The sequence below is a fragment of the Paenibacillus sp. PSB04 genome (assembly GCF_025809195.1).
GTDB classification, from domain to species: Bacteria; Bacillota; Bacilli; order Paenibacillales; family Paenibacillaceae; genus Paenibacillus_AQ; species Paenibacillus_AQ favisporus.
On sequence record NZ_CP081301.1, the window covers coordinates 2,157,394 to 2,182,416 of the forward strand.

17 protein-coding genes and 1 pseudogene are annotated in these 25,023 nt (G+C 56.2%); 13 read left to right on the forward strand and 5 right to left on the reverse strand.

The features are described 5' to 3' along the window. The first annotated feature begins 39 nt into the window (after positions 1-39). The 8 genes from K2F33_RS10180 to K2F33_RS10215 all read left to right on the forward strand — a co-directional run bounded on the left by K2F33_RS10180 (position 40) and on the right by K2F33_RS10215 (position 12,732). Positions 40-1,659, forward strand: coding sequence for an extracellular solute-binding protein (locus K2F33_RS10180; RefSeq protein ID WP_076175986.1), 1,620 nt, complete (start codon positions 40-42; stop codon positions 1,657-1,659). Positions 1,660-1,938: 279 nt separating this feature from the next. Then, entirely contained in the window at positions 1,939-4,239 is a 2,301-nt protein-coding gene (locus tag K2F33_RS10185) for a glycoside hydrolase family 3 N-terminal domain-containing protein (protein WP_412973976.1), read from the forward strand. Positions 4,240-4,628: 389 nt separating this feature from the next. Beyond that, entirely contained in the window at positions 4,629-5,261 is a 633-nt protein-coding gene (locus tag K2F33_RS10190) for a TetR/AcrR family transcriptional regulator (RefSeq protein WP_084204210.1), read from the forward strand. Positions 5,262-5,308: 47 nt separating this feature from the next. Beyond that, a complete protein-coding gene (locus K2F33_RS10195) occupies positions 5,309-6,790 on the forward strand; it encodes a DHA2 family efflux MFS transporter permease subunit (RefSeq protein WP_076175981.1) in 1,482 nt (493 codons plus the stop codon). A gap of 199 nt (positions 6,791-6,989) precedes the next feature. Continuing rightward, positions 6,990-7,553, forward strand: a complete 564-nt coding sequence (locus K2F33_RS10200; RefSeq protein ID WP_076175978.1) for an NADPH-dependent FMN reductase — start codon at positions 6,990-6,992, stop codon at positions 7,551-7,553. Positions 7,554-8,028: 475 nt separating this feature from the next. After that, positions 8,029-9,339 carry a hemolysin family protein gene (locus K2F33_RS10205; RefSeq protein ID WP_076175976.1) on the forward strand — a complete coding sequence of 437 codons (1,311 nt, stop codon included), beginning with the start codon at positions 8,029-8,031 and terminating at the stop codon, positions 9,337-9,339. A 2-nt stretch (positions 9,340-9,341) separates the two neighbouring features. Further along, positions 9,342-10,517, forward strand: coding sequence for an AI-2E family transporter (locus K2F33_RS10210; protein WP_076175973.1), 1,176 nt, complete (start codon positions 9,342-9,344; stop codon positions 10,515-10,517). A gap of 259 nt (positions 10,518-10,776) precedes the next feature. Next, complete coding sequence (locus K2F33_RS10215) at positions 10,777-12,732, forward strand: ATP-dependent DNA helicase (protein WP_263881580.1); 1,956 nt, start codon at positions 10,777-10,779, stop codon at positions 12,730-12,732. A gap of 157 nt (positions 12,733-12,889) precedes the next feature. On the opposite strand, the pseudogene K2F33_RS10220 reads toward K2F33_RS10215, so the two are convergent. Next, positions 12,890-14,161, reverse strand: a pseudogene (locus K2F33_RS10220) (serpin family protein). A 244-nt stretch (positions 14,162-14,405) separates the two neighbouring features. On the opposite strand from K2F33_RS10220, the gene K2F33_RS10225 reads away from it, so the two are divergent. Next, entirely contained in the window at positions 14,406-14,879 is a 474-nt protein-coding gene (locus K2F33_RS10225) for a MarR family winged helix-turn-helix transcriptional regulator (RefSeq protein WP_263881581.1), read from the forward strand. Positions 14,880-15,025: 146 nt separating this feature from the next. Here K2F33_RS10225 and K2F33_RS10230 read toward each other — a convergent pair whose 3' ends face one another. Together K2F33_RS10230 and K2F33_RS10235 are read right to left on the reverse strand one after the other, a co-directional pair. Then, a complete protein-coding gene (locus K2F33_RS10230) occupies positions 15,026-15,760 on the reverse strand; it encodes a ZIP family metal transporter (protein ID WP_212985080.1) in 735 nt (244 codons plus the stop codon). 240 nt (positions 15,761-16,000) lie between these two features. Beyond that, a complete protein-coding gene (locus tag K2F33_RS10235) occupies positions 16,001-16,756 on the reverse strand; it encodes a peptidylprolyl isomerase (RefSeq protein WP_076175953.1) in 756 nt (251 codons plus the stop codon). 190 nt (positions 16,757-16,946) lie between these two features. On the opposite strand from K2F33_RS10235, the gene K2F33_RS10240 reads away from it, so the two are divergent. After that, on the forward strand, positions 16,947-17,876 hold the full coding sequence (locus K2F33_RS10240; protein ID WP_145026614.1) for a hypothetical protein: 930 nt from the start codon (positions 16,947-16,949) through the stop codon (positions 17,874-17,876). Between the two features lie 240 nt (positions 17,877-18,116). Here the strand turns inward: K2F33_RS10240 and K2F33_RS10245 are convergent, their stop codons facing one another. Further along, complete coding sequence (locus K2F33_RS10245) at positions 18,117-18,404, reverse strand: hypothetical protein (protein WP_076175948.1); 288 nt, start codon at positions 18,402-18,404, stop codon at positions 18,117-18,119. Between the two features lie 130 nt (positions 18,405-18,534). Next, the gene (locus K2F33_RS10250; RefSeq protein ID WP_076175945.1) at positions 18,535-19,857 is read right to left on the reverse strand and encodes an ArsB/NhaD family transporter; all 1,323 of its coding nucleotides are present in this window, start codon (positions 19,855-19,857) and stop codon (positions 18,535-18,537) included. Between the two features lie 347 nt (positions 19,858-20,204). On the opposite strand from K2F33_RS10250, the gene K2F33_RS10255 reads away from it, so the two are divergent. From K2F33_RS10255 to K2F33_RS10265, 3 genes are all read left to right on the forward strand, one after another. Then, the gene (locus K2F33_RS10255) at positions 20,205-21,902 is read left to right on the forward strand and encodes a glycoside hydrolase family 13 protein (protein WP_163882902.1); all 1,698 of its coding nucleotides are present in this window, start codon (positions 20,205-20,207) and stop codon (positions 21,900-21,902) included. A gap of 488 nt (positions 21,903-22,390) precedes the next feature. After that, the gene (locus K2F33_RS10260) at positions 22,391-24,385 is read left to right on the forward strand and encodes an endonuclease MutS2 (protein WP_263881582.1); all 1,995 of its coding nucleotides are present in this window, start codon (positions 22,391-22,393) and stop codon (positions 24,383-24,385) included. 173 nt (positions 24,386-24,558) lie between these two features. Further along, positions 24,559-24,978 (forward strand): TipAS antibiotic-recognition domain-containing protein, encoded by a 420-nt coding sequence (locus tag K2F33_RS10265; protein ID WP_263881583.1) that lies wholly within the window; start codon positions 24,559-24,561, stop codon positions 24,976-24,978. The last annotated feature ends 45 nt before the right edge of the window (positions 24,979-25,023 follow it).

Genomic DNA, 25,023 nt, shown 5'->3' on the forward strand with positions numbered 1-25,023 from the left:
TTGCCATAGATCAATAACTTTAAAAGGGGAGTTGTTGTCATGAAAAATCTTCGCAAAGCATCATCCATTCTGCTCTGCCTGACGATTTCCGCCAGCCTGCTTGCAGCCTGCGGATCTTCTAAGGGAGACGGAGGAAGCGGATCCGCATCATCCGATAGTTCGGCGACCGTGGAGGGAGTCAAGAAGGAAGGCTTTCCGATCGTGGATAAGCCGCTCACGCTGAAAGTCATGTCCCAGGACGCGGGCGTGGCCGACTGGAACAAAATGCCCGTGCTGCAAGAGATGGAGAAATTGTCGGGCATCCATCTGGAATACCAGCTTTCGCCGATCGACAGCTTTGAAACGAAGAAGAATCTGATGTTCGCCAGCGGCGATCTGCCGGATATGCTGTATGCGGCTGACCTGAAGCCGTCGGAGCAGGTGACGTACGGAACCCAGGGCGTCCTGATTCCGCTCGAAAAGTACATCGACGAAGGCTATGCGCCGAACATCAAGAAAATTCTCGATGAGCATCCGGATGTACGCAAGTCGTTTACGACGCCTGACGGTCATATGTATGCCCTGCCGTTTATCGACACGGCCGCCGTCTGGTACCGCAGCCCGATGTGGTATAACGGCAAGTTCCTGAAGGCGCTGAACGTAACCGAGCTGCCGAAGACGACCGACGAGCTGTACACGCTGCTCAAACGCTTTAAGGATGAAGACCCGAACGGCAACGGCAAGAAGGATGAAATTCCGCTGACTTCGGTTAAGCTGGATGATTTGCGGATGTATTTCTTCGGATTCTGGGGCATGTATGACGAGAAGATTTACGCAGACAAGGACGGCAAAGTACACTACTCCCCTCAAGAAGAAGGTTACAAGGGTTACTTGACTTTCATGAACAAGCTGTGGAAGGAAGACTTACTGGATCACGAGACGTTCTCGCAGACGGCCGACCAGAAAAAGGCCAAAGGACAAAACAACCAGATCGGCCTGTTTAACGACTATTTCCCTTACTTCACGCTGGGCGGCGAGCCAAGCTCGGACAACCCGCTCATGACACCGGTTGCCAGCGAAATTGCGGGAACGCCGGTTTACGGCAAACATCCGGGCATGTCGGCTAACGGTACGTTTGCGATCACAAGCAAGGACCCAGCGCCGGAAGCGACGATGCGCTGGATCGACTATCTGTACAGCTATGAGGGTTCGACGCTGTTTAACCAAGGACCGGAAGGCGTGCTGTGGAAGTACAAGGACAAGGAAAACCACGTCAAGGAATGGCTGCCGGTACCGGGCGGCGGCGACCGCGAAGAATACCGCGGCAAAATTACGCCGAACTTCGGCATCCTGACGCCGGGCGTCAACGATCCGGAAGTGACCAAAGGCCTCAGATCTGAGTTCGACGACTGGATTGACAAGGAGAATGCGGAGAAGCTGACGCCAATCGGCAAATCGCCGTTCCCGAACGTCTATCTGACGAACGAACAGCAGAGCGAAGCGTCCGCCTTGATGTCCGACCTCGATACCTACGTGCAGCAGATGGAAGCGAAGTTCATTACCGGACAGGAGCCGCTTTCCAACTGGGATAAATACTTGGCACAAGTGAAAAAGATGGGGTCTGACCGCATCGTGGAACTGTACCAAGCCGCATACGACCAGTGGAACACCGGCAAATAAGCCGATTCATACCAAGTGCAAGGAGCCAACATATCCCGGCCGAGAGGCCGGGGGTTGGCTAATTGTCATTTAAGGTGGGAATGAGGCAACTTGCCCCATCATCCATTTCAATTTTTAACTTATATAAATACATAAAAAACCGTAGCATTTCTGGAAGAAGGCGAATGAGGCGCTGCAGCTGCGGCCCAACGATTCCGTTTACGGGTTCGGCTCAGCCCTTGGTAAACCGTACGGAACCCAGAGGGTGCAGCGGGAACAAGGGATACGGAGGGAAATCCATTGAGTTATCAAGATTCTGCTTTGAGCAGCGAGGAGAGGGCGGAGCATCTGCTCAGCCTCATGACGCTGGAGGAAAAGGTCGGACAGCTTGTGCAGCTGTTCGGCTGGAAAACGTACCGGCGGGAGGGAAACGGCGTCGCGCTGGACGAGGCGTTCAAAGATGCCGCCGAACGCGGCGGCATAGGTTCGCTGTACGGCGTGCTGCGCGCCGACCCGTGGACGGAAGTGACGCTGGCGACAGGACTGTCGCCTAAGGAAGGCGCGGAGACGATCAACGCGATCCAGCGGTACGCGATCGAGCACTCGCGCCTCGGCATCCCGATCCTGTTCGGGGAGGAGTGCTCGCACGGTCATATGGCGATCGGGGCGACCGTGTTTCCGGTGCCGCTGACGCTGGCCAGCATGTGGAACCCGGCGCTGTATAAGGAGATCTGCCGGGCGATCGCCCTGGAGACGCGCAGCCAGGGCGGAGCGGCCACGTATTCCCCGGTGCTCGACGTCGTCCGGGACCCCCGGTGGGGGCGGACGGAGGAGACGTACGGGGAAGACCCGTGGATCGCTTCCGTGATGGCGGAAGCGGCGGTGCGGGGGCTGCAGGGCAAGCGGCTGGACGCCGACGACAGCGTTATTGCGACGCTGAAGCATTTTGCCGGCTACGGCAGCTCGGAAGGCGGACGCAACAGCGCGCCGGTTCATATGGGGCTGCGCGAGCTGCACGAGGTGGACCTTCGGCCGTTCAAGGCGGCAGTCCGGGCCGGTGCGAAATCGGTTATGACCGCGTATAACGAAATCGACGGCGTGCCGTGCACCTCCGATAAATATCTGCTTACAGACCTGCTGCGCAAGGAGTGGGGCTTCGACGGATTCGTCATTACCGATTGCGGTGCCATCAATATGCTGGTGTGGGGGCATGACACGGCGGCGGACCCGCAGGAGGCGTCCGCCATGGCGGTGAACGCCGGCGTGGATATGGAAATGTCCGGCGACATGTTCCGTGCGCACTTGGCAGCGGCTGTACAGAGCGGGCGCACCCGGATGCAGACGCTGGACCAAGCGGTACTTCGCGTACTGAAGGCGAAGTTCGAACTGGGGCTGTTCGAGCAGCCTTACGTCGACCCGGAACGGGCAGCCCGCGTCATCGGCAGCGAGGAGCACATCCGGCTCGCCCGCCAGGCGGCCGTCGAAGGGATCGTCCTGCTGAAGAATCAGGGGGACGCGCTGCCGCTGTCCAAGGAGTCGGGGACGGTCGCGGTCATCGGCCCGAATGCCGACAACGTGTACAATCAGCTCGGAGACTATACCTCTCCGCAACCGCGGGAGCAGGTGTCGACCGTGCTGGACGGCATCCGGGCCAAGCTGGCGCACGCGCCGGAGCGGGTGCTGTACGCGCCGGGCTGCCGGGTCAAGGATGACAGCCGGGAAGGCTTCGACCTGGCGCTGAAGACGGCCGCCGCCGCGGACACGATCGTGCTCGTGCTCGGCGGGTCGAGTGCGCGCGATTTCGGCGAAGGCACGATCGACCTGCGCACGGGTGCGTCGGTCGTGACGGACCGCCCGCACAGCGACATGGACTGCGGCGAAGGCATCGACCGCTCCACGCTGGGGCTGTCCGGCGTGCAGCGGGAGCTGGCGGAGGAGCTGGCCAAGCTCGGGAAGCCGCTGGTCGTGGTGTACATCAACGGCCGGCCGGTTGCGGAGCCGTGGATCGACGAGCATGCCGACGCCATCCTGGAGGCATGGTACCCGGGACAGGAGGGCGGCCACGCGATTGCCGATATCGTATTCGGCGACGAGAACCCTTCCGGCCGGCTGACGGTCTCCGTTCCGAAGCATGTCGGCCAGCTGCCGGTCCGCTATAACAGCAAGCGTACGACCGGACGGCGCTACCTGGAGACGGATTTGGAGCCGGCCTATCCTTTCGGGTTCGGGCTCAGCTACACCGAGTTCGAGTATGGCCCGGTCACCGTCTCGCCGGCGGAAATTACGCCGGAAGGGCGGGCGGAGGCTGCGGTAACGGTGACCAATACCGGCAGCCGGGCCGGAGCGCAAACGGTCCAGCTGTACATCTCCGACAAGGTCAGCACGGTGACCCGGCCGAAGAAGGAGCTGAAAGGCTTCGCCAAGATTTGGGTGCAGCCGGGTGAGACGAAGACGGTCAAGTTCGGAATCGGGCACGAAGAACTGTCTTTCATTGACCGTGATCTGAATCCGGTCGTCGAAGCTGGCGAATTTGAAATTCAGATCGGCCGGCATGCCCAAGACGTGCAGTCCGCTGTACTGACGGTCCGGGGAAAAGAGTAAGGCCGCGGGAAACAAACCCTTGTTTGCTGAATGACCCGGCCAAGCTCTCAGAAGTGCCGAGCCGGATCGTGTCGCCGCCGGTTCCGGCTGGAGCTTCAGGCCGATGAAGGCGGGATCGCGCTGTATGGCCGGAATGCCGGCCGTTATCCGCTGGATATCTTGATCCACTGCCAATAACGCAGTCACTTAATAAAGCAATCGCACGATGAAATAGTTGAGAGGCCTGGCGGCATGATGCTGCCGGGCCTTTTTTTTGCGCCCGAGATCCCCGGTTCATCCTTATGTATTTTTTTACAGATAAATATTGACAAAGGGGGGCGGCCGAGAGTAAATTAAACAACGTATTAAACACTGTTTAAATTTGCTGCATGACAGGAGAGGGGGGGCAGGTGAAAGAACCGATGAAGGAAGACACCACAGGGCATACCTCAGGAACCGACACCAAACACGATATATTAAAAGCCACCGTCGAGCTGATTCGGGATGAAGGCATTGAGTGTGCCACCTTGCGCCGGATCGCGACCAAGGCCGACACCAACCTCGCGCTGGTCAATTATCACTTCGGCTCGAAGGAAAAGCTGATCACCCAGGCCATCCGTTCCCTCGTGCTGACGTTTAAGGACGTGTTTAACGCGCTGGAGGACGACACGATGCCGGCGAGGGAAAGACTGAAGCAGTTCTTTTACCGCTATGTCCGCCATCTGCAGGAATACCCGGGGCTGGTGAGACAGATGATCGATCAGACCCGCGTTATTTTCGAGTCGCAGCATGAGTACTCGCATTACTGCAAGGTGATGAAGACCCGGCGGCTGATCGGGACGGTCCGGGAAATTACCGGGGAAGAAGACGACGATAACATCCGGAAGATGCTGATGCAGCTGTACGGGGCAATCTTTTTCCCGGTCATCATGAAGTCCTTTCTGGCCGAAGGCGACGAGGATATGGCCTCAACCATCCATATCGCGCCGCTTGAAGAGCAGATTGACACGTTGTTTGAGCACTATTTTCACCAATACAGCTAGAGTGGAACGGGAAACCAAACTATATATAGAAATGAGTGGAGAGATTTATGTCTAAAACCTTGGCGGGCAATCCCGCCGCAGAAGTTCCATTCTCGCTGAAAAAGATCATTCCGCCTATGCTGGCCATTATCGTCGGTATGATCATGGTCATTCTGGACAGCACCGTGGTCAACGTGGCGGTGCCGAACCTGGTGAGCTATTTTCACACCGATCTGAAGACCATTCAATGGGCGATTACCGGCTATACGTTGGCTCTATCGGCTGTTATTCCGCTGGCGGGCTGGATGACCGATAAATTTGGCTCCAAGCAGGTCTTCCTGGCCACCATCATTATGTTTGTCATCGGATCGGCGCTCTGCTCCATGGCGCAGACGTCGACCCAGCTGATTATTTACCGCGTTATCCAGGGGCTTGGCGGGGGCATGGTCGCGCCGATCGGCATGGCGCTGGTCTTTAAGCTCGCTCCTCCGGAGCGCCGCGGCTCGATCATGGGGCTGCTCGGCATTCCGATGCTTCTCGCGCCGGCGCTTGGCCCGATTCTGTCGGGCTGGCTGGTGGAGTATGTGAACTGGCACTGGATCTTCCTGATTAACGTTCCGATCGGGATCGTCGGCGTCATCCTGGGCGTGAAGTTTCTGCCGACAGCGGATCGGCAGCAGACTCCGCACCTCGATTTGATCGGCATGATTCTGGCTCCGATCGCCTTCGCCATGCTGGCTTACGGCGTCAATGAGGGCGGCAGCGTGAGCTGGTCCTCGACCGGCGCATTGACCGGGCTCATCGTCGGCGGGGCAGCCCTGCTGATTTTTATCGCTGTGGAGCTTCGGCAGAAGAACCCGCTGCTGGAGCTGCGCGTCTTCGGCTCCTCGGATTTTACCCGGGGCATCATTCTCTCCTGGATCATGCAGGCGGCCTTGTTCGGCTCGATGCTGTTCGTTCCGCTGTACCTGCAGCAGATCCGCCAGTTTACGCCGCTGGAGACCGGCTTCATCCTGCTGCCGCAGGCGCTGGCTTCCGGGATCGGCATGCCGATCGGCGGGAAGTTCTTCGATAAATACGGCGCCCGTCCGGTGGCGATTATCGGCCTTCTCCTCATTTCGGCAGCGCTGTTCAGCCTGTCGCATATTACGGCTGACACGTCGCTGTGGAGCATTATGCCGCTTCTCTTCATGCTCGGATTCGGCATGGGCTTGTCGATGATGCCGCTCAATACCCACGTGCTGAACGCCGCACCGCGCAAGCTGGTGAACCGGGTGACGCCGCTGACCGCCGCTGCCCAGCAGGTCGTCGTGTCCTTTGCGGTCGCGGGCATGTCAGGATACCTGATCAGCCGCACTACCGCGCATGCGAGCCATGGAGGCAATCCGCTGAACGCGGCAGTGCAGGGTTTTGACGATGTGTTCTTCCTGGCCTCCTGCTTTGCGATCGTCGGCGTGGTGCTGTGCCTCATTCTGCGCAGACCGAAGCCGGCCGCCGCGGATGCCACAGACGGAAGCCAGCCGGATCCGTCGCTGATGATCAGCCACTGATCGGCAAATCTTTGAATACATGTCTATACGGGAACCCGGAATCCTTCTTGATGAGAGAGGCCGGGTTCCCTCTTTTTTGGAAAATTTTGATGTTCACCCGTCGAATTCTGTCGTATCATGAAGCTAGGGCCTTTACGGGCACGGAGCGTGCTGCTATATCCCTTACTTCTATACTTACGATAAAAAGGAGAAATCGATCATGTCTGAACGTTTTCATATCGTGGGGATTTCCGGAAGTCTCCGAAAGCATTCCCACAATACACAGCTGCTTCATAACGCGGCAGCGCTTCTGCCGGAGGATTTTCGCTTCACGCTTGCCGACATTTCCGTACTTCCTTTATACAATCAGGATTTGGAAAGTGAACTGCCGGAAGCGGTGAAGCAGTTTGCCGAGCTGCTGCATTCGGGGAATGGCTTTTTGATCAGCTCGCCGGAATATAACGGGCAGCTGTCAGGCGCGTTGAAGAATGCGCTGGATTGGGCTTCAAGACCGGCCCTTCAAACGCCGCTGGCCCAGAAACCGGTAGCGCTTATGGGCGCCACGCCGGGCATGGGGGGTACGGGCAGAGCCCAGGTTGGCATACGCTCACTTTTGTTTGCGCTCAATATGGATTCGGTGAACCGGCCGGAATTTTTGCTCCCCCAATCGCATACCAAATTTGACGAATCCGGTGCGCTGACGGACCCGATGGCCCAGCAGATTATGCAGCAGCTCGTGGACAATTTGGTCACCAAAATCAAGAAGCATGCCAGCGAGCAGTAAGTAAAGCCAGCCGGCCTTGCGCGTTGATTGCAAGGAAGCTTGATAACGGCCTATTCCCGGTAAGCCCTTCCCGTTCAACGGGGCTTCGGGTTTCTACGCTGCGGTAAGCATTGGGAACGAAATACTTAACAACTTGCCGCTGACAAAGGCCTGTCCAACAAGGGATATGGATGAATCGCTTCGTGCACGCCGTAGGGGCGTCCGCTTACTGGGCGGAAAGGCTTCGGTACACGGGAAGCGCCGTGATGGCTGGAGCCTTTTTTTAGGAGTCGGTTGAAACCTGAACCCGGGCTTCTGCGTATTACCTAGTTATCCAGCAATATGCGATGGACCTGTTTCGGCGGGCCGCCACATGGTAAATGAATGGGGAAGGCTTAGCTCTGCCCCGTATACTGCCTTAGCGGCAGAACGCGGAGCTTCCTGCAAAATGCCGGATGGAATCATCAAGACTACTTTATAAGGAGAAGATGTTGAAGTGGAAAGTGACAGGTATGTGTTAAATTTGGTTTTGGTTGCATTACTGATCGGTTTGTCGGCCTTTTTCGTTGCGGTAGAGTTTGCCGTGATCCGTGTACGGGGAAGCCGGGTCGATCAGCTGATCGCCGAAGGGCGCAAGGGCGCAAAGGCTGTGAAGAAGGTTATCGACAATCTGGACGGATATTTGTCAGCGTGCCAGCTCGGGATTACGATTACATCACTCTGTCTTGGTTTCCTCGGGGAGCCGACCGTGGAGAAGATCCTTACCCCGGTGTTTGAGAAATGGCATATGCCTGAAGCGTTAGGCCATTTTCTGTCTCTGCTGATTGCCTTTACGGTCATTACGTACCTGCACGTCGTCATTGGCGAATTGGCGCCGAAAACAGTGGCCATCCGCAAAGCGGAGACCATTGCCCTGCTGACGGCGACACCCATTATCTGGTTTAACAAAATCATGTACCCGTTCATTTGGCTGCTGAATGGATCGGCGAACCAGCTGGTCCGATTGTTTGGCGTAAAGCCCGCTTCCGAGCATGAGGAGGCCCACTCCGAGGAGGAGCTTCAGATTATTCTGAGCGAGAGCCATGAGAGTGGAAAAATCAACGATAACGAATTCGGTTATGTCAGCCGGATTTTCGCGTTCGACAACATGCTGGCTAAGGAAATTATGGTACCGCGTACGGACATGATCTGTTTGGACAAAGACAAGTCGCGGTCTGAAAATATGAAAATTATTAAAGAACAGCAGTACTCCAGGTTTCCGCTTATCGACGGAAGCAAGGATAATGTCATCGGCATCATTAATACGAAGCAATTTTTCCTGGCTTATGAAGAAAACGAAGAGTTGGATGTGGCGAGCCTGATCCATCCGGTGATGGCGGTATCCGAAGTGACACCGGTCAATGTGCTGCTGCAGCGGATGCAGAAGGAAGCGACGCATATGGCGATTCTGATCGATGAATACGGCGGAACTTCCGGTCTTGTCACGATCGAGGACATTATTGAAGAGATCGTCGGCGAAATTCGCGACGAGTTCGACAAGGACGAAGTCGAGGACGTCCAGGAGATCGGCGAGCAGCATCTGATTGTGGACGGCAAAGTATCGATTTCAATGATCAATGATTATTTCTTTATGGATCTGGATACAAAGGAATGGGATACGATCGGCGGCTGGCTGTACAGCCAGATCAGCGAAATGGCGGAAGGCGAGACGTTCGTGTACGAAGGAACGGCCTTCACCCTGCTGGAGCGGGATCATAACCGCTACTGCCGCATCGAAATCAAGAAGATCAAGATGAGTGAGGAATAAATATGGACAATCCGGTGAATTGGGCAAGCCGTTTTAAGCGGTTTTTACTAAATAACAGATTTGTATTGTTTATGCTGGTGCTGCTGCTCCTGGGACTGAATATTCTGGTTCTCACCAAGATTTCATTCGTATTCGAGCCGGTGATCGTCCTGGTCAAAACCGTCGTGCTGCCGCTCATTCTCGCCGGAATTGCGTATTATTTGCTCAATCCGATTGTGGATTTTATGGAAAAGCGGAAGGTGAAGCGCCTGCACACCATTCTGCTGCTGTACGTCTTCATTATCGGCATGCTTGCCGCGCTCGTGACGCTGGTCATCCCGGTCATCCGGGAGCAGATTATGGATTTGGTGAACAATTTCCCGGGCTACGCCGAGATTGCCCGCATCAAGGTCGAAGAACTGATGGGAAGCAATCTGATCAGCAATCTGCAGGAGACCGTGTCGTTCGATCCGCAGGAGCTGATGAAAACCGTCTCGGAGAAAGGCTCGGAGTTTCTGAACCGCACCTGGACGGGGCTTGGCGGATTCGTAGGCGGGCTGATTGAAGTGGTTCTGGCCATCGTGACACTGCCGTTCATTCTGTTCTACCTGCTGAAGGACGGCAAACGGCTGCCGGGTTACATTTTACACTTTGTGCCGACGCGGCTGCGCGGGGAAACCTCGCGGGTCATGAAAGAAATGAATCATCAGATCAGCTCTTATATCCGCGGGCAGATCATCGTCAGCTGCTGTATCGGGGTACTGCTGTTTGCCGGGTATATCATTATCGGCTTGAAGTATTCGCTGATTCTGGCGATCATCGCTGCATGCACCAGCGTCGTCCCGTATCTGGGACCGGCGATCGCCATTACGCCGGCACTCATCGTTGCGGTCGTCACCTCGCCGATCATGCTGCTCAAGATGGTCATCGTCTGGACCGTCGTCCAGCTCATCGAAGGGAAGTTCATTTCCCCGCAAATTATGGGCAAGACGCTGAAAATTCATCCGATCACGATTATCTTCGTCATTTTGACGAGCGGCAACTTGTTTGGCGTCGTCGGCATTCTGCTTGCGGTGCCGGGATATGCCGTGCTGAAGGTCGTCGTATCCCATTTGTACCGCTGGTTTCGGGTGCGCTCGGGGCTTTACGAGCCCGAACCCCCGCCGGCGGTTGCAGCGGGCGACTCCCGGGAGCCGTGATGGCAAGAGCCGCTTTAGAGTCGCTATAGAGAAAATCAGGTTTTGCTGCAGATGTCGTACGTCATAAGGCGTGGAACGACTTTGCTTGCCTAAATCAAAGAAATTGGCCGTCCCCCGGATGAATGGGTCCGAAGGGGGCGGCTTTAATTTTTGACCGTCCCCATTGTAATTCGGGAGGGAACATGTGATAATGGGTTGTTCGCCTTCCCGAAAGTGGGGGCGGCTGCATTTATGAGTAGCTTGGAGGGAACCAAAAGACGTGGAGCGGTATCCTTTTACGTATGATCCAAAGCGGCCTTTCGTTCAGCAAGCAGGCGAATGGGTCGCCGATGTGTTTTATGATGTGCTGCCGGAAGCGGGATTTGAAATCCGTGACGAGCAGATTTATATGGCTTTTCAGCTGGAGAAGGCTTTTGCCGAGAAGAAAACGATATTTGCCGAGGCGGGGGTCGGGACGGGCAAGACGCTGGTGTACTTGCTCTATTCCGTATGCTACGCGCGGTATACCCGCAGACCCGCGGTGATCGCCTGCGCCGACGAATCGCTCATCGAGCAGTTGGTGAAGCCGGAGGGGGATATTGCGAAATTAGCCCGCCACCTTGGGCTTCACATTGATGCCCGGCTGGGCAAGTCGCCCGACCAGTACCTGTGCCTGCGCAAACTGGACGACGTCCGGCTGCGGGACGAAGAAGGGGTGCGCTGGGACGACCTGGCCGCTGGCCTGCCGGATTTCGTGTATTCTACCGCGCCGCTGCAGTCCTTTCATGCTTACGGGGACCGGAAGGGATACCCGGAGTTAACCGATGAGGAATGGAGCCGGATTAACTGGGATCCGTTCCAGGACTGCTTCACCTGCGACCGCCGCCACCGCTGTGGCCAGACGCTGTCGCGGGATCACTACCGCCAGGCGGCGGACCTGATCATCTGCTCGCATGATTATTACATGGAGCATGTATGGACTTACGAGGGCCGGAAGCGGGAGGGGCAGCTGCCCCTGCTGCCGGAGCACTGCGCCGTCGTCTTCGACGAAGGGCATCTGCTCGAATCGGCCGCCATGAAGGCCCTCAGCTACAAAATGAAGCATGTCGTGTTTGAGGAACTCATCACCCGACTGCTTCAGGGCGAGATCCGCGAATCGCTGGCGGTGCTGATCGACGAGGCGATCGTGCAGAGCGAAGCGATGTTCGCGGCATTCGGCCGGCAGAGCCGCAGCGTGGCCGGCTCCGACCGGAAGGAAATCGTGCTGGACGGCGCGCTGCTCGCCGAGGTGCACCGGTTCCGCTCGCTCCTCACCTCGATCGAGGAGGAGCTCGTCTTTGAGAGCGAGCTGTACACGTTGAACGAGTACGAGCTTCGGATCGTAGAGGAGCACCTGGAAATGATGCAGAAGGCGCTCCATCTGTTCGAGCGCTCCGAGGCGCTGATCTGCTGGGCCGTCGACGGACCGGACGGGCTGACGCTTTCGATCATGCCGAGAACGGTCAAGGAGGTACTGCAGGAGCAGGTATTCGGCGCGAAGATGCCGATCGTGTTCTCCTCAGCTACCTTGTCGGTTCAGGGCGCGTTCGATTACGTGGCGGACAGCCTTGGCATCGAGAGCTTTCTCTCCTTCTCCGTACCTTCCCCGTACGATTACGCGGATCAGATGAAAGTGCTGACCCCGGCGGACTCCAGGTCGACGGCCGATTTTAACGGCAAGCTGGAAGCCGCTGCCCGCCTTCTTCGCGAATCCGGGGGCCGGGCACTGATCCTGTTTAACGGCAGGGAGGAGCTGCGGCGGTTTAAGCAGGAGCTGGCCGCAGGCACCGTCCAGGTGCCCGACGTTCCGTTTTACTTCGAAGGGGACCAGGAGATCAGCCATCTGATCTCCGCCTTCCAGCGCGAGGAGACCAGCGTGTTGTGCGCGGTCAGCCTGTGGGAGGGACTGGACGTGCCCGGCCCGGCGCTCTCGAACGTGATCGTCTGGTCGCTGCCGTTCCCGCCGCATGATCCGGTGTTTACGGCCAAGCGCAAAGAATCGGCAGCGCCATTCGAAGAAGTGGACATGCCGTATATGCTGCTTCGGCTCCGCCAGGGCATTGGCCGGCTGATCCGCTCCCGCGAGGACCGGGGCATCGTCGCCATCCTGGGCGAAGAGCTTGCCGGCAGCACGCCCGTACGGGAGCAAGTGCTGGCGGTGCTGCCCGAAGGCGTGACGCTGCATGCGTTGTCTTAACCTGCGGAGTCTTAGCCGGGTTCAAAGTCGCTCAGGAAACGCCAGCTGCCTCATGTTGTTGATCCCGTTAATTTTTCATGAGGTGAACCAACTGCCCATGTTTAAAAGCCAACCCTAGCCTATGAAGGGGTTGGCTTTTTTGTTGTGCGCGAGCCGGTCATTCGGGATCGTTCACCGAGCCGATAAACAGCCAGGCATGGGTCTGTGTGTCCTCAATTGCCAGGAAGAACGGCCGGTTCACCGTCATTTCGTGAATTTTTACCGGCATAGAGCCGGATTCTTCGCTGATGACTGTTGCCGCAGCAGCCTCGGTTCCCTTTTCGTTGACGTCGAGCACCATCCGATGCAGGACCTTGGACAGGAAGAGGGGGCGAATGTCGGCCATATGGGAAAAATCGGCCTCATCCGGTTGGAAGGCCTGCTTCATGCCGAGCCGGATGAGCGGATCATTTAAGTCGCTGCCGTACTCGGCCTTGAACCGGGGCAGCCCAAGCTGTACGGATGCCTCGTCAAAGGGCTGCTGCCACGGAGCGGGATCCGCCCAGAGCTGCTGCTCCAATTGGTCCAGCGAAGAGCCGGCGGCGGGGAGGATGATCAGCATATCCATGCGGCCGTCTCCGTAAGGAAGGCGGACGGCCTGTCAATCGGGGGTCTCCTTGTACGGCAGCATGTTGGCGGTATGCATCATCGGCAGTGTCCGGACGCCGCCGTCAGCCAGCGTAAACGGTTCGTCTTTTGTGTATTCCGGATTGAACGGATCGCTCCATGATCCGTTGAAATAAATCGCGTTGGCCAGCACTGCAATGGTCGTTGGCGACAGCGGCTGCTCCAGCATTTTCTCGATTTTGCCCCCGGTTTCCTTGCTGATCCAGCGGTTGATCGTGTTCACGGATTTGTCGGAAGCGAAATCAACTTCCTGAACCTCGGCCCCGTAGCTCTCCTTGCCTGCCTGGATAAAAGAGTCCTTGAACGGAACGCCCTGCTGATGCCAGATCGCATTGGCGATGTTCAGCCGGACGCCGGAGTCTTCCCCTTCCAGCAGCCTGGACAAAACGGCGTTCCCCTCGTTCATTTCGTTAAGCGGCATGTCCTTCACCCCCAATACGGAGGCCATTTCGCGTGCCGTCGTGCCGGCACTGCCGTTGTATGCGATGGACAGGGCCGTCCAGATGCTGTAGGGGGAAAGAAGGACATTGTCTCCGGCTTCGGCCCGCCCGGTTAGTTCGCGGTGGAGCTGCAGCCCCAGGCGGTTGTGGGCGGAGATGAGGGCAGGATCGATTTTGCCTGCCTCCTGCTTCCGGGCCGTTAGCGAGATCGGAGGAGTCGGATTGCTGCGTTGGTTCCGGCTGCCGTCTTCCTGCTTCGAGCATGCCGGTAATACCAGCAGGAGCAGGGCGAGCAGCAGCGGCAGCGTTTTGGTTGTTGGCATGGATGGTTAGCCTCCTTATCGGTGGAATCAGCAACGCTTTGCGCTAAAAAGTGGAAAAAATCGGCGTTACCTACCAGACGTTTCCGGGCCGGCGGAAGTTGCGCCCAAAGCCCATTTCATGATGGAAGCGGTGCCACTTCCCGGAATTTGATTCACGCATCTCGGGAACGGTATAATGAGAATGCTTTGAAGTCAATCTAACTGACCAATTTATTCCTTTAAGACAGCAAGGAGTTGTACAACCATGTCCAAAACGATCCCATATAATCAAGATTTGGCTTCCCTGTTATCGCTCTCTTTCAGCGCGATGAACCAGGAGCTCCATAACCGCCTGAAGGAGGCGGGGTTCGGCGATGTGCGGCCGGCGCACAGCTTTTTGTTCCAGGGCTTGATGCCGGATGGGGCGACGGCCAAGACGCTCGTAGCGCACCTGGGCATATCGAAGCAGGCGGTCAGCCAAATGCTCGACTACCTGGAAGAGTGCGGCTATGTCGCGCGCAAGCCCCATCCTTCCGACGGCCGGGGCAAGATGGTTGTCCTGACCGAACGCGGCTGGTCGCTGGTACGGACGAAAGAGAAGATCTACAAAGAGATTGAGCAGCGCTGGGCCCGGATGATCGGAAGCGACCATATGAAGACGCTGCAGCAGGATTTGAAGCACATTATCGAAAACGTCAACGAAGAGGATCTACAGCACCCACTGCGCCCCGTGTGGTAGGCGATGGCGAAGAGGGGAGCGGTGCTGCTGCTGATCAGGGGATAAAACCACGAAACAAAACGAGAGACTGCTTCCACTAGGTGGCTTAGCAGTCTCTTATGGTTGTTTGTATTGTTCTATTTTCCACGAGGGTACATTCCGGTCCCTCACCCCAGCAAATGCGTCACGGCAATCATGGAGAGCAGGCCGAAAATAAAAGAAAAGGTCGAAGCCCGCTCGTTGCCATCCCCGTGGCTCTCCGGGATGAGCTCTTTGTATACGACGAACAGCATGGCGCCAGCAGCAAAAGCCAATCCGTACGGGACGATACCGGCAAAGGAAGCGGTAAATTTCAGCCCGGCCCAGCAGGAGAGGAACTCCAGCCCGCCCGTAAGCGCGGCGAGAAGGAAGGCGTACCGCCTTCGCATGCCGTGGGTAACGAGGTAGAGCGCGGTCAGAAAGCCTTCGGGGATGTTTTGCAGGCCGATGCTCAGCGCCACGATCGTTCCCAGCTCCTGGTTGGGACTGCCATAGCTGACGCCGACTGACAGCCCTTCGGGTAAATTGTGCAGCGCCATGGCCGACAGAAACATCCAGGATCCCGTCTGCGTGCTGTCGCTCCGCTTGATATCATGGGCCGGGTCCGTGTGTGGGATGAGCAGCTCCATCAGGGTCAAGGTCACCGTACCAAGGAGGATGCCGATCGTCAGCACCCATAGGTTCGACAGCTTGAGGGAGGACGGGATCAGCCCGTACGTTGAGGCGGCGACCATGATACCTGCCGTGAAAGCGAGCAGGCTGTCTCTGCCCCGGTGGCTGATATTTGAAAACAGCAGGGCGGGAAGGGCTCCCGCCGCCGTACATAGGGAAGTCGCGAGGCTTCCCAGAATCATTGCGTTCACACAGGCCTCCTGCTGCCAGCGGCTGAGATGCTTTGTTTTCTCCCGAGTTTAATCCGGTGAACATCCGCAGCCGTCGGGCTTGTTCTTGTTTAATTTACAATATGAACAAGCCTGCTGAAGCATGACCTGGACTGGAGATTTATGCGCCGTCAAACAAAGAACCGTCCACCCTCAGGGGCGAACGGTTATTTGTTGTATCATGATGTGCTGCGCCGTACAAGCGTGCGGTTTCGCACTGGTTTATTTTTCAGTAATCGTGACGCCGTCGATCGTAACTTTCTCGGTCGGGGTGCTTTCCTCGCCGCTAGGTCCGACGGTGACCGGTGTTTTGGCGATCTTCATCACGACATCCATACCCTTTGTGACTTTACCGAAAATGGTGTAGTTCGGCTGTTGGTTCAGATAATCGCTGTCCGCACCGGTACAGATAAAGAACTGGCTGCCGTTCGTATCCGGTCCGGCGTTTGCCATGGCGACGATGCCCGGCTCGTATTTATAATTCGTTTTCTCATCCTCGAAAGAGTATCCTGGTCCGCCGGAGCCTGTTCCGGTCGGGTCCCCGGTCTGTACCATGAACGTTTCGATGATCCGGTGGAAAATGACCCCGTTGTAAAAGCCTTCCTTGGACAGGAATACGAAGTTGTTGACCGTCTTCGGCGCGTCCTTGGCGAACAGCTCAATCGTAAACGTGCCTTTGGACGTTTTGACTTCTGCCTCGTACTTTTTGTTCTGGTCAATCTGCATGGCAGGCGGGCTTGTCCAGCTCTTCTGCTGCTGACCGGAAGCCGAGGTCGAGCTGTCCGTGGAGGAATCCGATCCTGTCGTGCCGGACGATGACGAATTGCCGGAAGTCTGGTCCGTCGTCTGCTCTGTAGCTTGTCCTCCGGATGTGTCCTTCGACGCGTCCTCGTCGCTGTTTTTCTTGCCGCATCCGCCAAGCGCAAGCGCCGCTGTCAGCACGAGCACGAGCGGAAGCGTGAATGTCTTCAGTTTCATGAAATTGAGGTTCACTCCTTTGTGCAATCTGGTTTAATCATAGCGATTTTTGCGGATAAAATCCACTTTGGCAGCAGCTGCATCACGTAAGGCTTTTGCTGCATGCTGAACTTTCCATGAAACTTCGCGGCATGCTATGACGTTTATTACATATAACAACAGATCGCAGACTGGAAACGGAGGGAACATTATGTTTGAAGAAGCCAACCGTCAGTTGACCAAGCTGAAAGAGGACATCCGGAACAAAACGAAGTATGAAAACCGGATGCAGGAACTGTCGCGGGAGCTGAGAGAGCAGCAGGACGAAGCCGAGCGCTGGAAGCTCAGGCTTGCCGATGAGGAGAAGGACGTGGAGCGCCTGACGGGGACTTCGCTCTCCGGTTTGTTTTACAGCATGATCGGCCGGAAAGAGGAGAAGCTGGAGCGGGAGCAGCTGGAAGTGCTGGAGGTCAAAGCGAAATACGATATGGCTGCCCGCAGCGTGGTTGATATCCAAAACGAACTGCAGGAGCTGGAGCGAAAGTTCCAGGAGGTCCGTTACGCGGAGTTTGAATATGAGAAGATTCTGGACGAGAAAGAAAAAGTGATTTTACAGAACAACGCCGAGCTGGCGGCGCTCGCCGAAGAACAGGCCGACTTGTCGGTCCAGCTCAAGGAATTGAAAGAAGCGGTGCGCGCGGGCGAGGCCGTACTGGAGGATCTGGAGCGGGCGGATGACAGTTTGGGCTCGGCCGGAAATTGGGGCACCTACGACATGCTCGGCGGCGGCATGATCTCCACGCATATGAAGCACAGCCGTATTGACGAGGCGATGGAGCACATTGAATCAGCGCAGTTCAGCCTGCGCCGGTTCGGCAAAGAGCTGAAGGATGTGCAAATGGCGCTGGATATCGAAATCGGGATCGGGAGCTTTCTGAAATTTTCTGATTATTTCTTCGACGGCTTTATATCCGACTGGCTCGTGCAGGGGAGAATCCGGGATACCCAGGACGACGTGCAGGAGAAAATATCCGAGGTGGAGCGGATTGTCCGCCGCTTGGAGGGGGAGTATTCACGCCTCGATACCCGGCTGGCGGATACGAAGCGGAAATACGAGTCGATCATTGAGTTGGCGGAGTAGCATTACGCGCTGTAAAAGAGCGCGATGTTGAACGAAACCTCATAAGCGCATGAAAAGAAGCCGCCGGTCTCTGCTCGAAAGGAGCAAGCCGGGCGGCTTCTTATTTGACTAACGTATTAACCCTGGCATAAATGGCGCTGCCACATTTCCAACGTAGAAGTAAATGTGAAGCGCATCTATTTTGCTGCAGCCAATGGCCTGAATAGATCAACAGCGAACGCACCGCCAGCGCTAAAAGCTCTAAGGTGAAGGCTTCCACTCCACGCTCTGCAGCAGCTGATGCTTCATCAGCGCCAGCACGAAGTCCACGTAGTATTCCTTCCGTACGATCGCACCGTACTCGTGATTTTTATAGACATAAAACAAGGCGTCCGTGTAGATATCATTGTCCTCGAAAAAGCGCCTGATCTGCTTGAGCCGAGCCAGATAAGGCTCTTCCTGCAGCAGCCGGATGCGGAACTCCGCGTCCTGCTCGTTGACGCTTTCCGTAATCTGAATGATGCTCGGGTCGTAACGATACTCCAGCATAAGTTGATCCTCCTTCGCACGTGTCATTTTGCGCTGCTTTCAGGGGCTGTCATGTCCTTGCCTGGAAGCATCAGTGCCACCAGCTGCCCCCAATCTGCAGCAACACCATCGCCCCCACTGCCTTCGGCCGCTACATCAAATACCGAAGATACACGTATGCGCTGGCCAGAACGATGGACAGCAGCATCATCGGAAAACCGAGCTTCAGAAACTGGGCGAACTTGATCGGATATCCTTCCTTGGCAGCCATGCCGGCCACGATCAGGTTGGCGCTCGCACCGATCAGGGAGCCGTTGCCTCCAAGGCAGGCGCCCAGGGCCAAGCTCCACCACAGCGGCTCCAAATTGCTGATGCCGAGGCTGCCCATGTCCTGGATCATCGGGATCATGGTCGCGACAAACGGAATGTTGTCGATAAAAGCGGACGCGATCGCGCTCATCCACAGGATGAGCATCGACGTTGCCGCGACGTCGCCGCCGGTGAGATCGGTAGCTTTTTCCGCCAGGGTGGCGATGACCCCTGTTTCGATCAGGCCGGCCACCAGCACGAACAATCCCACGAAGAAAAAGATCGTCGGCCATTCGACCTTGGCAAAAGCCTCCTCCAGCATATGCTCGCCCGTCAGCAGAAGCAGCAGGAAAGCACCGGCGAGGGCGACGGTGGCCGACTCAAGGTGAACCAGCTGGTGAAGGAAGAAGCCGATGATCGTCAGACCCATCACCGTCAAGCATTTGATCAGGAGCTTGCGGTCGGTGAGCAGCTCTTTTTCATCCAGATCCATAATGCTCTGCATCAGCTCCGGCGTCGTCTTGATCTGTTTGCGGAACATGAGAATGAATAGCGGAATAAATACGGCGAGAATGATCACCGCAATGGGCGTCAAGTTATTGATAAAGGCGACAAAGGTCAGCTCCTTCACCGCGCTGCCGATCATTATGTTAGGCGGGTCACCGATCAGGGTGGCGGTGCCGCCGACGTTGGACGCCATGATCTGGGTGATCAGAAACGGCGTCGGGTTAACCCGCAGCTGCCGGGTAATGCTGAGCGTGACGGGCACCATAAGCAGAACGGTGGTCACGTTGTCGAGAAACGCCGATCCGATCGCGGTAATCAGAATCAGCGCCACCATGATGGCGACGGGCCGGCCCTTGGCCTTTTTCGCGGCCCATACGGCAATGAATTTGAATAATCCCGTCTCAGCTGTGATATTGACGATGATCATCATGCCGACGAGCAGGCCGAGCGTGTTGAAATCAATATGATGAATCGCGGTTTCCTGGCTCACGATGCCGAATATGACCATGAGCGCACCGCCGATCATCGCCACGATCGTCCGGTGAATTTTTTCCGCGATAATAAATGCGTAAACAATGAGAAAAATACCAATAGCCAGTATTGCTTGCTGTTCCATAGCGTGCCTCCCCATCCTGTATATGTGCGAATCCTGAATCATGCAGCCCGGGTTTGGTTTCTTTGAGTAGAGATCGCCATGCCGTATAGCGTATCCAGATCTCTACATTTTTTACCGGGACTTTAAAATCAACGCGTCTATCCTCCTTTACATCAGGATGGAGGAGTGCATGGCGGACCCGCACAACGAATGAGAGGGAAAAAAAGACAAAAGGAGCCCGCACATGGCAGGCTCCTCCAATTGAATTCTATTTGATTGAAATGTAAAAACTTGCTCTCATTCTGAAAGGTAAACCGGAAATCGGTTTACAATAATTATAAAGTGTTCGCGCGATCTTGTAAACAACCGTCGGATATCCGGCACAAAATGGAGCACGTAAGGAGCAGGTTATGAACAAAAAATGGTGGAAAGAAGCCGTAGTGTATCAAATCTATCCGATCAGCTTCCTCGACACGAACGGTGATGGCAAGGGGGATCTGCTCGGCATTATATCGAGACTGGATTACTTGAAGGACCTGGGGGTCGACGTGATCTGGATTTGCCCGATCTACAAGTCCCCCAATCACGATAACGGATACGATATCAGCGACTACTGCGACATTATGGACGAGTTCGGCACGATGGAGGAGTTTGACCGTCTGCTGCGGGAGGCGCATGCGCGCGGTCTCAAAATCATGATGGATCTGGTCCTGAACCATACCTCGGACGAGCATCCATGGTTTGTCGAGTCGCGGTCGAGCAAGGATAATCCGAAACGGGATTTTTATATATGGCGCAAAGGCAAAGACGGACACCCGCCGAACAACTGGGAGTCCTATTTCAGCGGCTCGGTTTGGGAATACGACGAGAAGACAGGCGAGTATTATCTCCATCTGTACTCCAAGCACCAGCCGGACCTGAACTGGGAAAATCAGAAGGTGATCGACAGCATGCATGAAATGGTGGAATGGTGGCTCAAAAAAGGCGTGGACGGCTTCCGTTTCGACGCAATCGCGCATATTGTCAAGGCGGTCGGCCTGCCGGACGGGGACAACCCGGACCAGCTGCCGACGGTGCGCGCGTATGAGCTGTTTTCCAACCTGGAAAACGTGCACACCCTGCTGAGCAACCTGTATGAACGGGTACTGTTCCACTACGACATCATGACCGTCGGCGAGACGTCGGGTCTGGGTCCGGAGCAGGCGCTCAGCTATGTCGGGGATACGCGCAACGAGCTGAACATGGTGTTCCAGTTCGAGCATATGCAGCTCGATGCGGGTTCTTCCGGTTCCGGCAAGTGGGATATTCGTCCCTGGAACCTGCTTGAGCTGAAAAAGGTCATCAGCGGGTGGCAGACGGTGCTGCACGACAAGGGCTGGAACGCGAATTATTGGTGCAACCATGACCAGCCGAGATCGGTGTCCCGGTTCGGGGACGACCAGAAATACCGGGTGGAGTCGGCGAAGATGCTGGCGACCTTCCTGCACACGCTCGAAGGCACGCCGTATATTTACCAAGGCGAGGAGATCGGCATGACGAACATCGCCTTCGCCTCGATCGATGACTACCGTGACGTGGAAACACTGAATTACTATGAGGAGCAGCTGGATCAGGGCGTGCCCGAAGAGCAGGTCATGCAGGCGATTTGGAAAAAAAGCCGGGACAACGCCCGTACGCCGATGCAGTGGACCAATGGGGAGCATGCAGGCTTTACACGGGGCACGCCGTGGATCGAGGTGAACTCGAACTATCCCCTGATCAATGTGGAGGATGCGATTAAGGATCCGAATTCAATCTACCATTACTATAAAAAGCTTATCGCCCTCCGCAAACAGCATGAAGTGATCGTGTACGGCGAATACAAGCTGCTGCTTCCGCTCGACAAGGAGCTGTATGTGTATACCCGGACGCTGGAGGACCAGTGTCTCCTGGTCATCCTGAACTTTTTCGGAGGCGAGCCGGTGCTGAAGCTGCCTGCGGAGCTCGTGCCGGAGGCCAAGCAGCTGCTGATTTCCAACTACCCCATCAAGGGGGAGGAGGATCTCGGGAATTTGAAGCTGCGGCCGTATGAAGCGAGAGTGTACCTCATGAAGACACCAGCCCCTTGACTTCGTGGCGCAAACTTGGTAAATTTACCTCATCCTATAACAAGGGAGAGATTTTGATGACGGTGGTTGTTCTTAACTAATCAAACTCCATATCGGCTGTATGATGTGAAGACAGGCGGGGAATGCCCAGGAGGGCACTCTTTCTTTCAATGCGCCTCTTTGCAGAATGCAGTCTTGGAAATAGTTAAGAACACGCGAAGCATCAAACGACAATCCCTTGCGGACTGTTTGAAACCTTTGTGATCCGAATCGGTGGAGCGTTGGCCGCTCGACCGTTGTCATGCCGGATACGGGCCGCCGCCTAATGGGCGGCTGGCTCTCCGGCGTACAGGACCGTGCTCTTTGCAGCACGGTTTTTTTGCGTACAGCAAAGGCAGCAGACAAAGGCAGTCCGGCAGACCAGGGGCAGGAATCGCATGCGCGTATTCTCTGCCCCTTTTTGCGTTGCCATAGGAAGATATAACAAGAAACAGGAGGATGAACTACCAATGGATCAAACGACGATGATCATGCTGGAATACGACAAAATGAAGGAAGCGTTGAGAGACTATGCGGTTTCGTATGAAGGACGCAGGCATATCGATGAATTGGAGCCGCTGACCACGGCCAGTGCAGTCCGCAGGGCGCTGGATGAGACGGCGGAAGCCAAGGCGCTGCTGGATAAAGGGGCCAGCGTCCCGCTGCCATCCCTGGAAGGGATTGACCGGATTGTCTCTCTGCTTCATACAGGGTACCTGTTCGACGAGCAGGATTTTACCGCGGTCCATACGTTTCTGCACAGCTGCGGGCAGCTGCGTAAGTACATGGCCGGGAAGCGCGACATCGCGCCGGGCATCAGCTCCTATGCTTCCTCGATGCAGGAGCTGGCAAAGCTGAAGAGCGAAATTGAGCGCTGCATCCGGTTTGGCCGGGTGGACGATCAAGCCAGCAAAAACCTGGAGCGCGTCCGCAAGAAGATCGCCATCGTTAAGGAGCGCATTCAGAAAAAGATCGCCGCGATTCTGTCCAGACACGGCTCGATTTTGCAGGAAAATCTGGTCAGCGTCCGGGGCGGCCGATACGTCATTCCGGTCAAGCGGGAGTATCACAAAACGATCAAGGGCTCAGTGCTTGACCAGTCGACGAGCGGGCAGACCGTCTTTGTGGAGCCGGAGGAGGTCGCCCATCTTCAAAGCGAGCTTGGCATGCACGAAGCGGACGAGGCCCGGGAAGAAGGCATCGTGCTGAGCGCGTTGACCGGGCTGCTTGAGGCGGCTTCGGCCGATCTGTTGCTGAACATCGATATCACGGGAACGTACGATTTTATTTTTGCCAAAGCGAAATACAGCCGCACTTTGGGCGGGAACAATGTTCTTCTTAGCGACAGCGGGCGCATTCAGGTAAGCGGGGCGCGGCATCCGTTCATGCTGAAGACGATGGTGCCGCTGCGGCTGGAGCTGGGCGGCAGTTACCGCTCGCTGATCATTACCGGGCCGAATACCGGCGGCAAGACGGTGGCGCTCAAGACGCTCGGTCTGCTCACCCTGATGGTGCAGTCGGGTCTGCTCGTGCCGGTGGAGGAAGGCAGCACGTTCACCGTATTCACTAAAGTGCTGTCGGCCATCGGGGACGGGCAGAGCATCGAGCAGTCGCTCAGCACCTTTTCCGCCCAAATTAAGCGCCTGATCGGGATGGTGGATGCGGCGGACCGCCATACCTTGCTGCTGATCGACGAGCTGGCGGCCGGAACCGATCCGGGGGAAGGGATGTCCCTGTCAATCGCCATTCTGGAAGAACTCAGCAACAGAGGCGCCATGATCATGGTCACGACGCATTTTAACGAGCTGAAGACGTTTGCGGCACGGACGCCGGGCTTCCAGAACGCCCGGATGGAGTTTGATGTCGAGACGCTGGAGCCGCTTTACCGGCTGACGATCGGGGAGGCGGGGCAGAGCTACGCGATTCAAATCGCCACAAAGCTGGGGATGACAGCAGGCATTATCGAGCGGTCGCAGGAAATTTTGCAGAGGCAGAAGCCACTGCCTGCCCTGCAGCCCGATGCAGCCGAGGAACATCCCATTGTTCAAACGGAGTCTGAGCAGATGGAGGAGGCAGCTCAGTCCTCCGACCCACTTGAAGCCAATGAGGGCGATGGAGCAGGGAGCCGGGATCAGGCGGATGAGGATCAGGAGCAAGCATCGGCCGCACCCGTGCGCAAACTTGAGGTAGGAGACGCTGTCTATGTCAGCTCCTATGGGCGAACGGGCATCGTCTACGAGCCGGAGGACGCCATGGGCATGGTAGGGGTCATGATCCAGAAGGAGAAGATCCGGATCAACCAGAAGCGGCTCAAGCTGTTCATTGAGAAGAGCGAACTGTACCCTGAGGACTACGATTTCGACATTATTTTTGAGTCCAAGGAGAACCGGAAGAAGAGCAAGCTGATGAACCGCAAGCATGTCGAGGGGCTGTCCATCATTCGCGATTCCGACTCGAAGCCCTAAATTGTGAATCGAGTTAAGGAAGAAAAAAATGTTAAAAAAAGCGGATATATGCCCCTCCAGCAGCGGTTAAATTCCTGCGAAACGGGTAATTGGAAGATGACAAGACCTGACATCAATCGTGCAGACCATGAGGCAAAAGATATAGATCAGAAAGTCAAGTGGAGGGAGAAACGATGGAACCAGACAAAAGAGGCCGGGACTCAGGCCCGGCCGGATCCAATGTGACCGAGCAGGACGTGCTGACCCAGCTGGGAGGCGAGTCCGAAACGCAGGAGAGCAAGCATAAAATGCAGCTGTGGACCAAGGAAGACTACCTGCGCTCCCAGCGGGAAATCGATCAGATTAACCGGGATTTAAAGGAGGCCATCGAGGAAGGCCATCACCCTGGTGCTCCGCAGGTTCAGCGGATCATCCGCAGGCATTATGAATGGATGAGCCGTTATTATACGCCGTCGGCAATGGTATATATCGGATTGGGAAACTTATATGTGGAACAGACCGAACACAAGCAGCTGTTTACGGCATACCATCCGCAGCTTCCCGTTTTTTTACGGGACGGGATGATCATATTCGCCGAGCGCGAGCTGATGTAAGAAAGATGAACAAGGGTGAGCACAACAAGCCCGCCTGGCCGATGA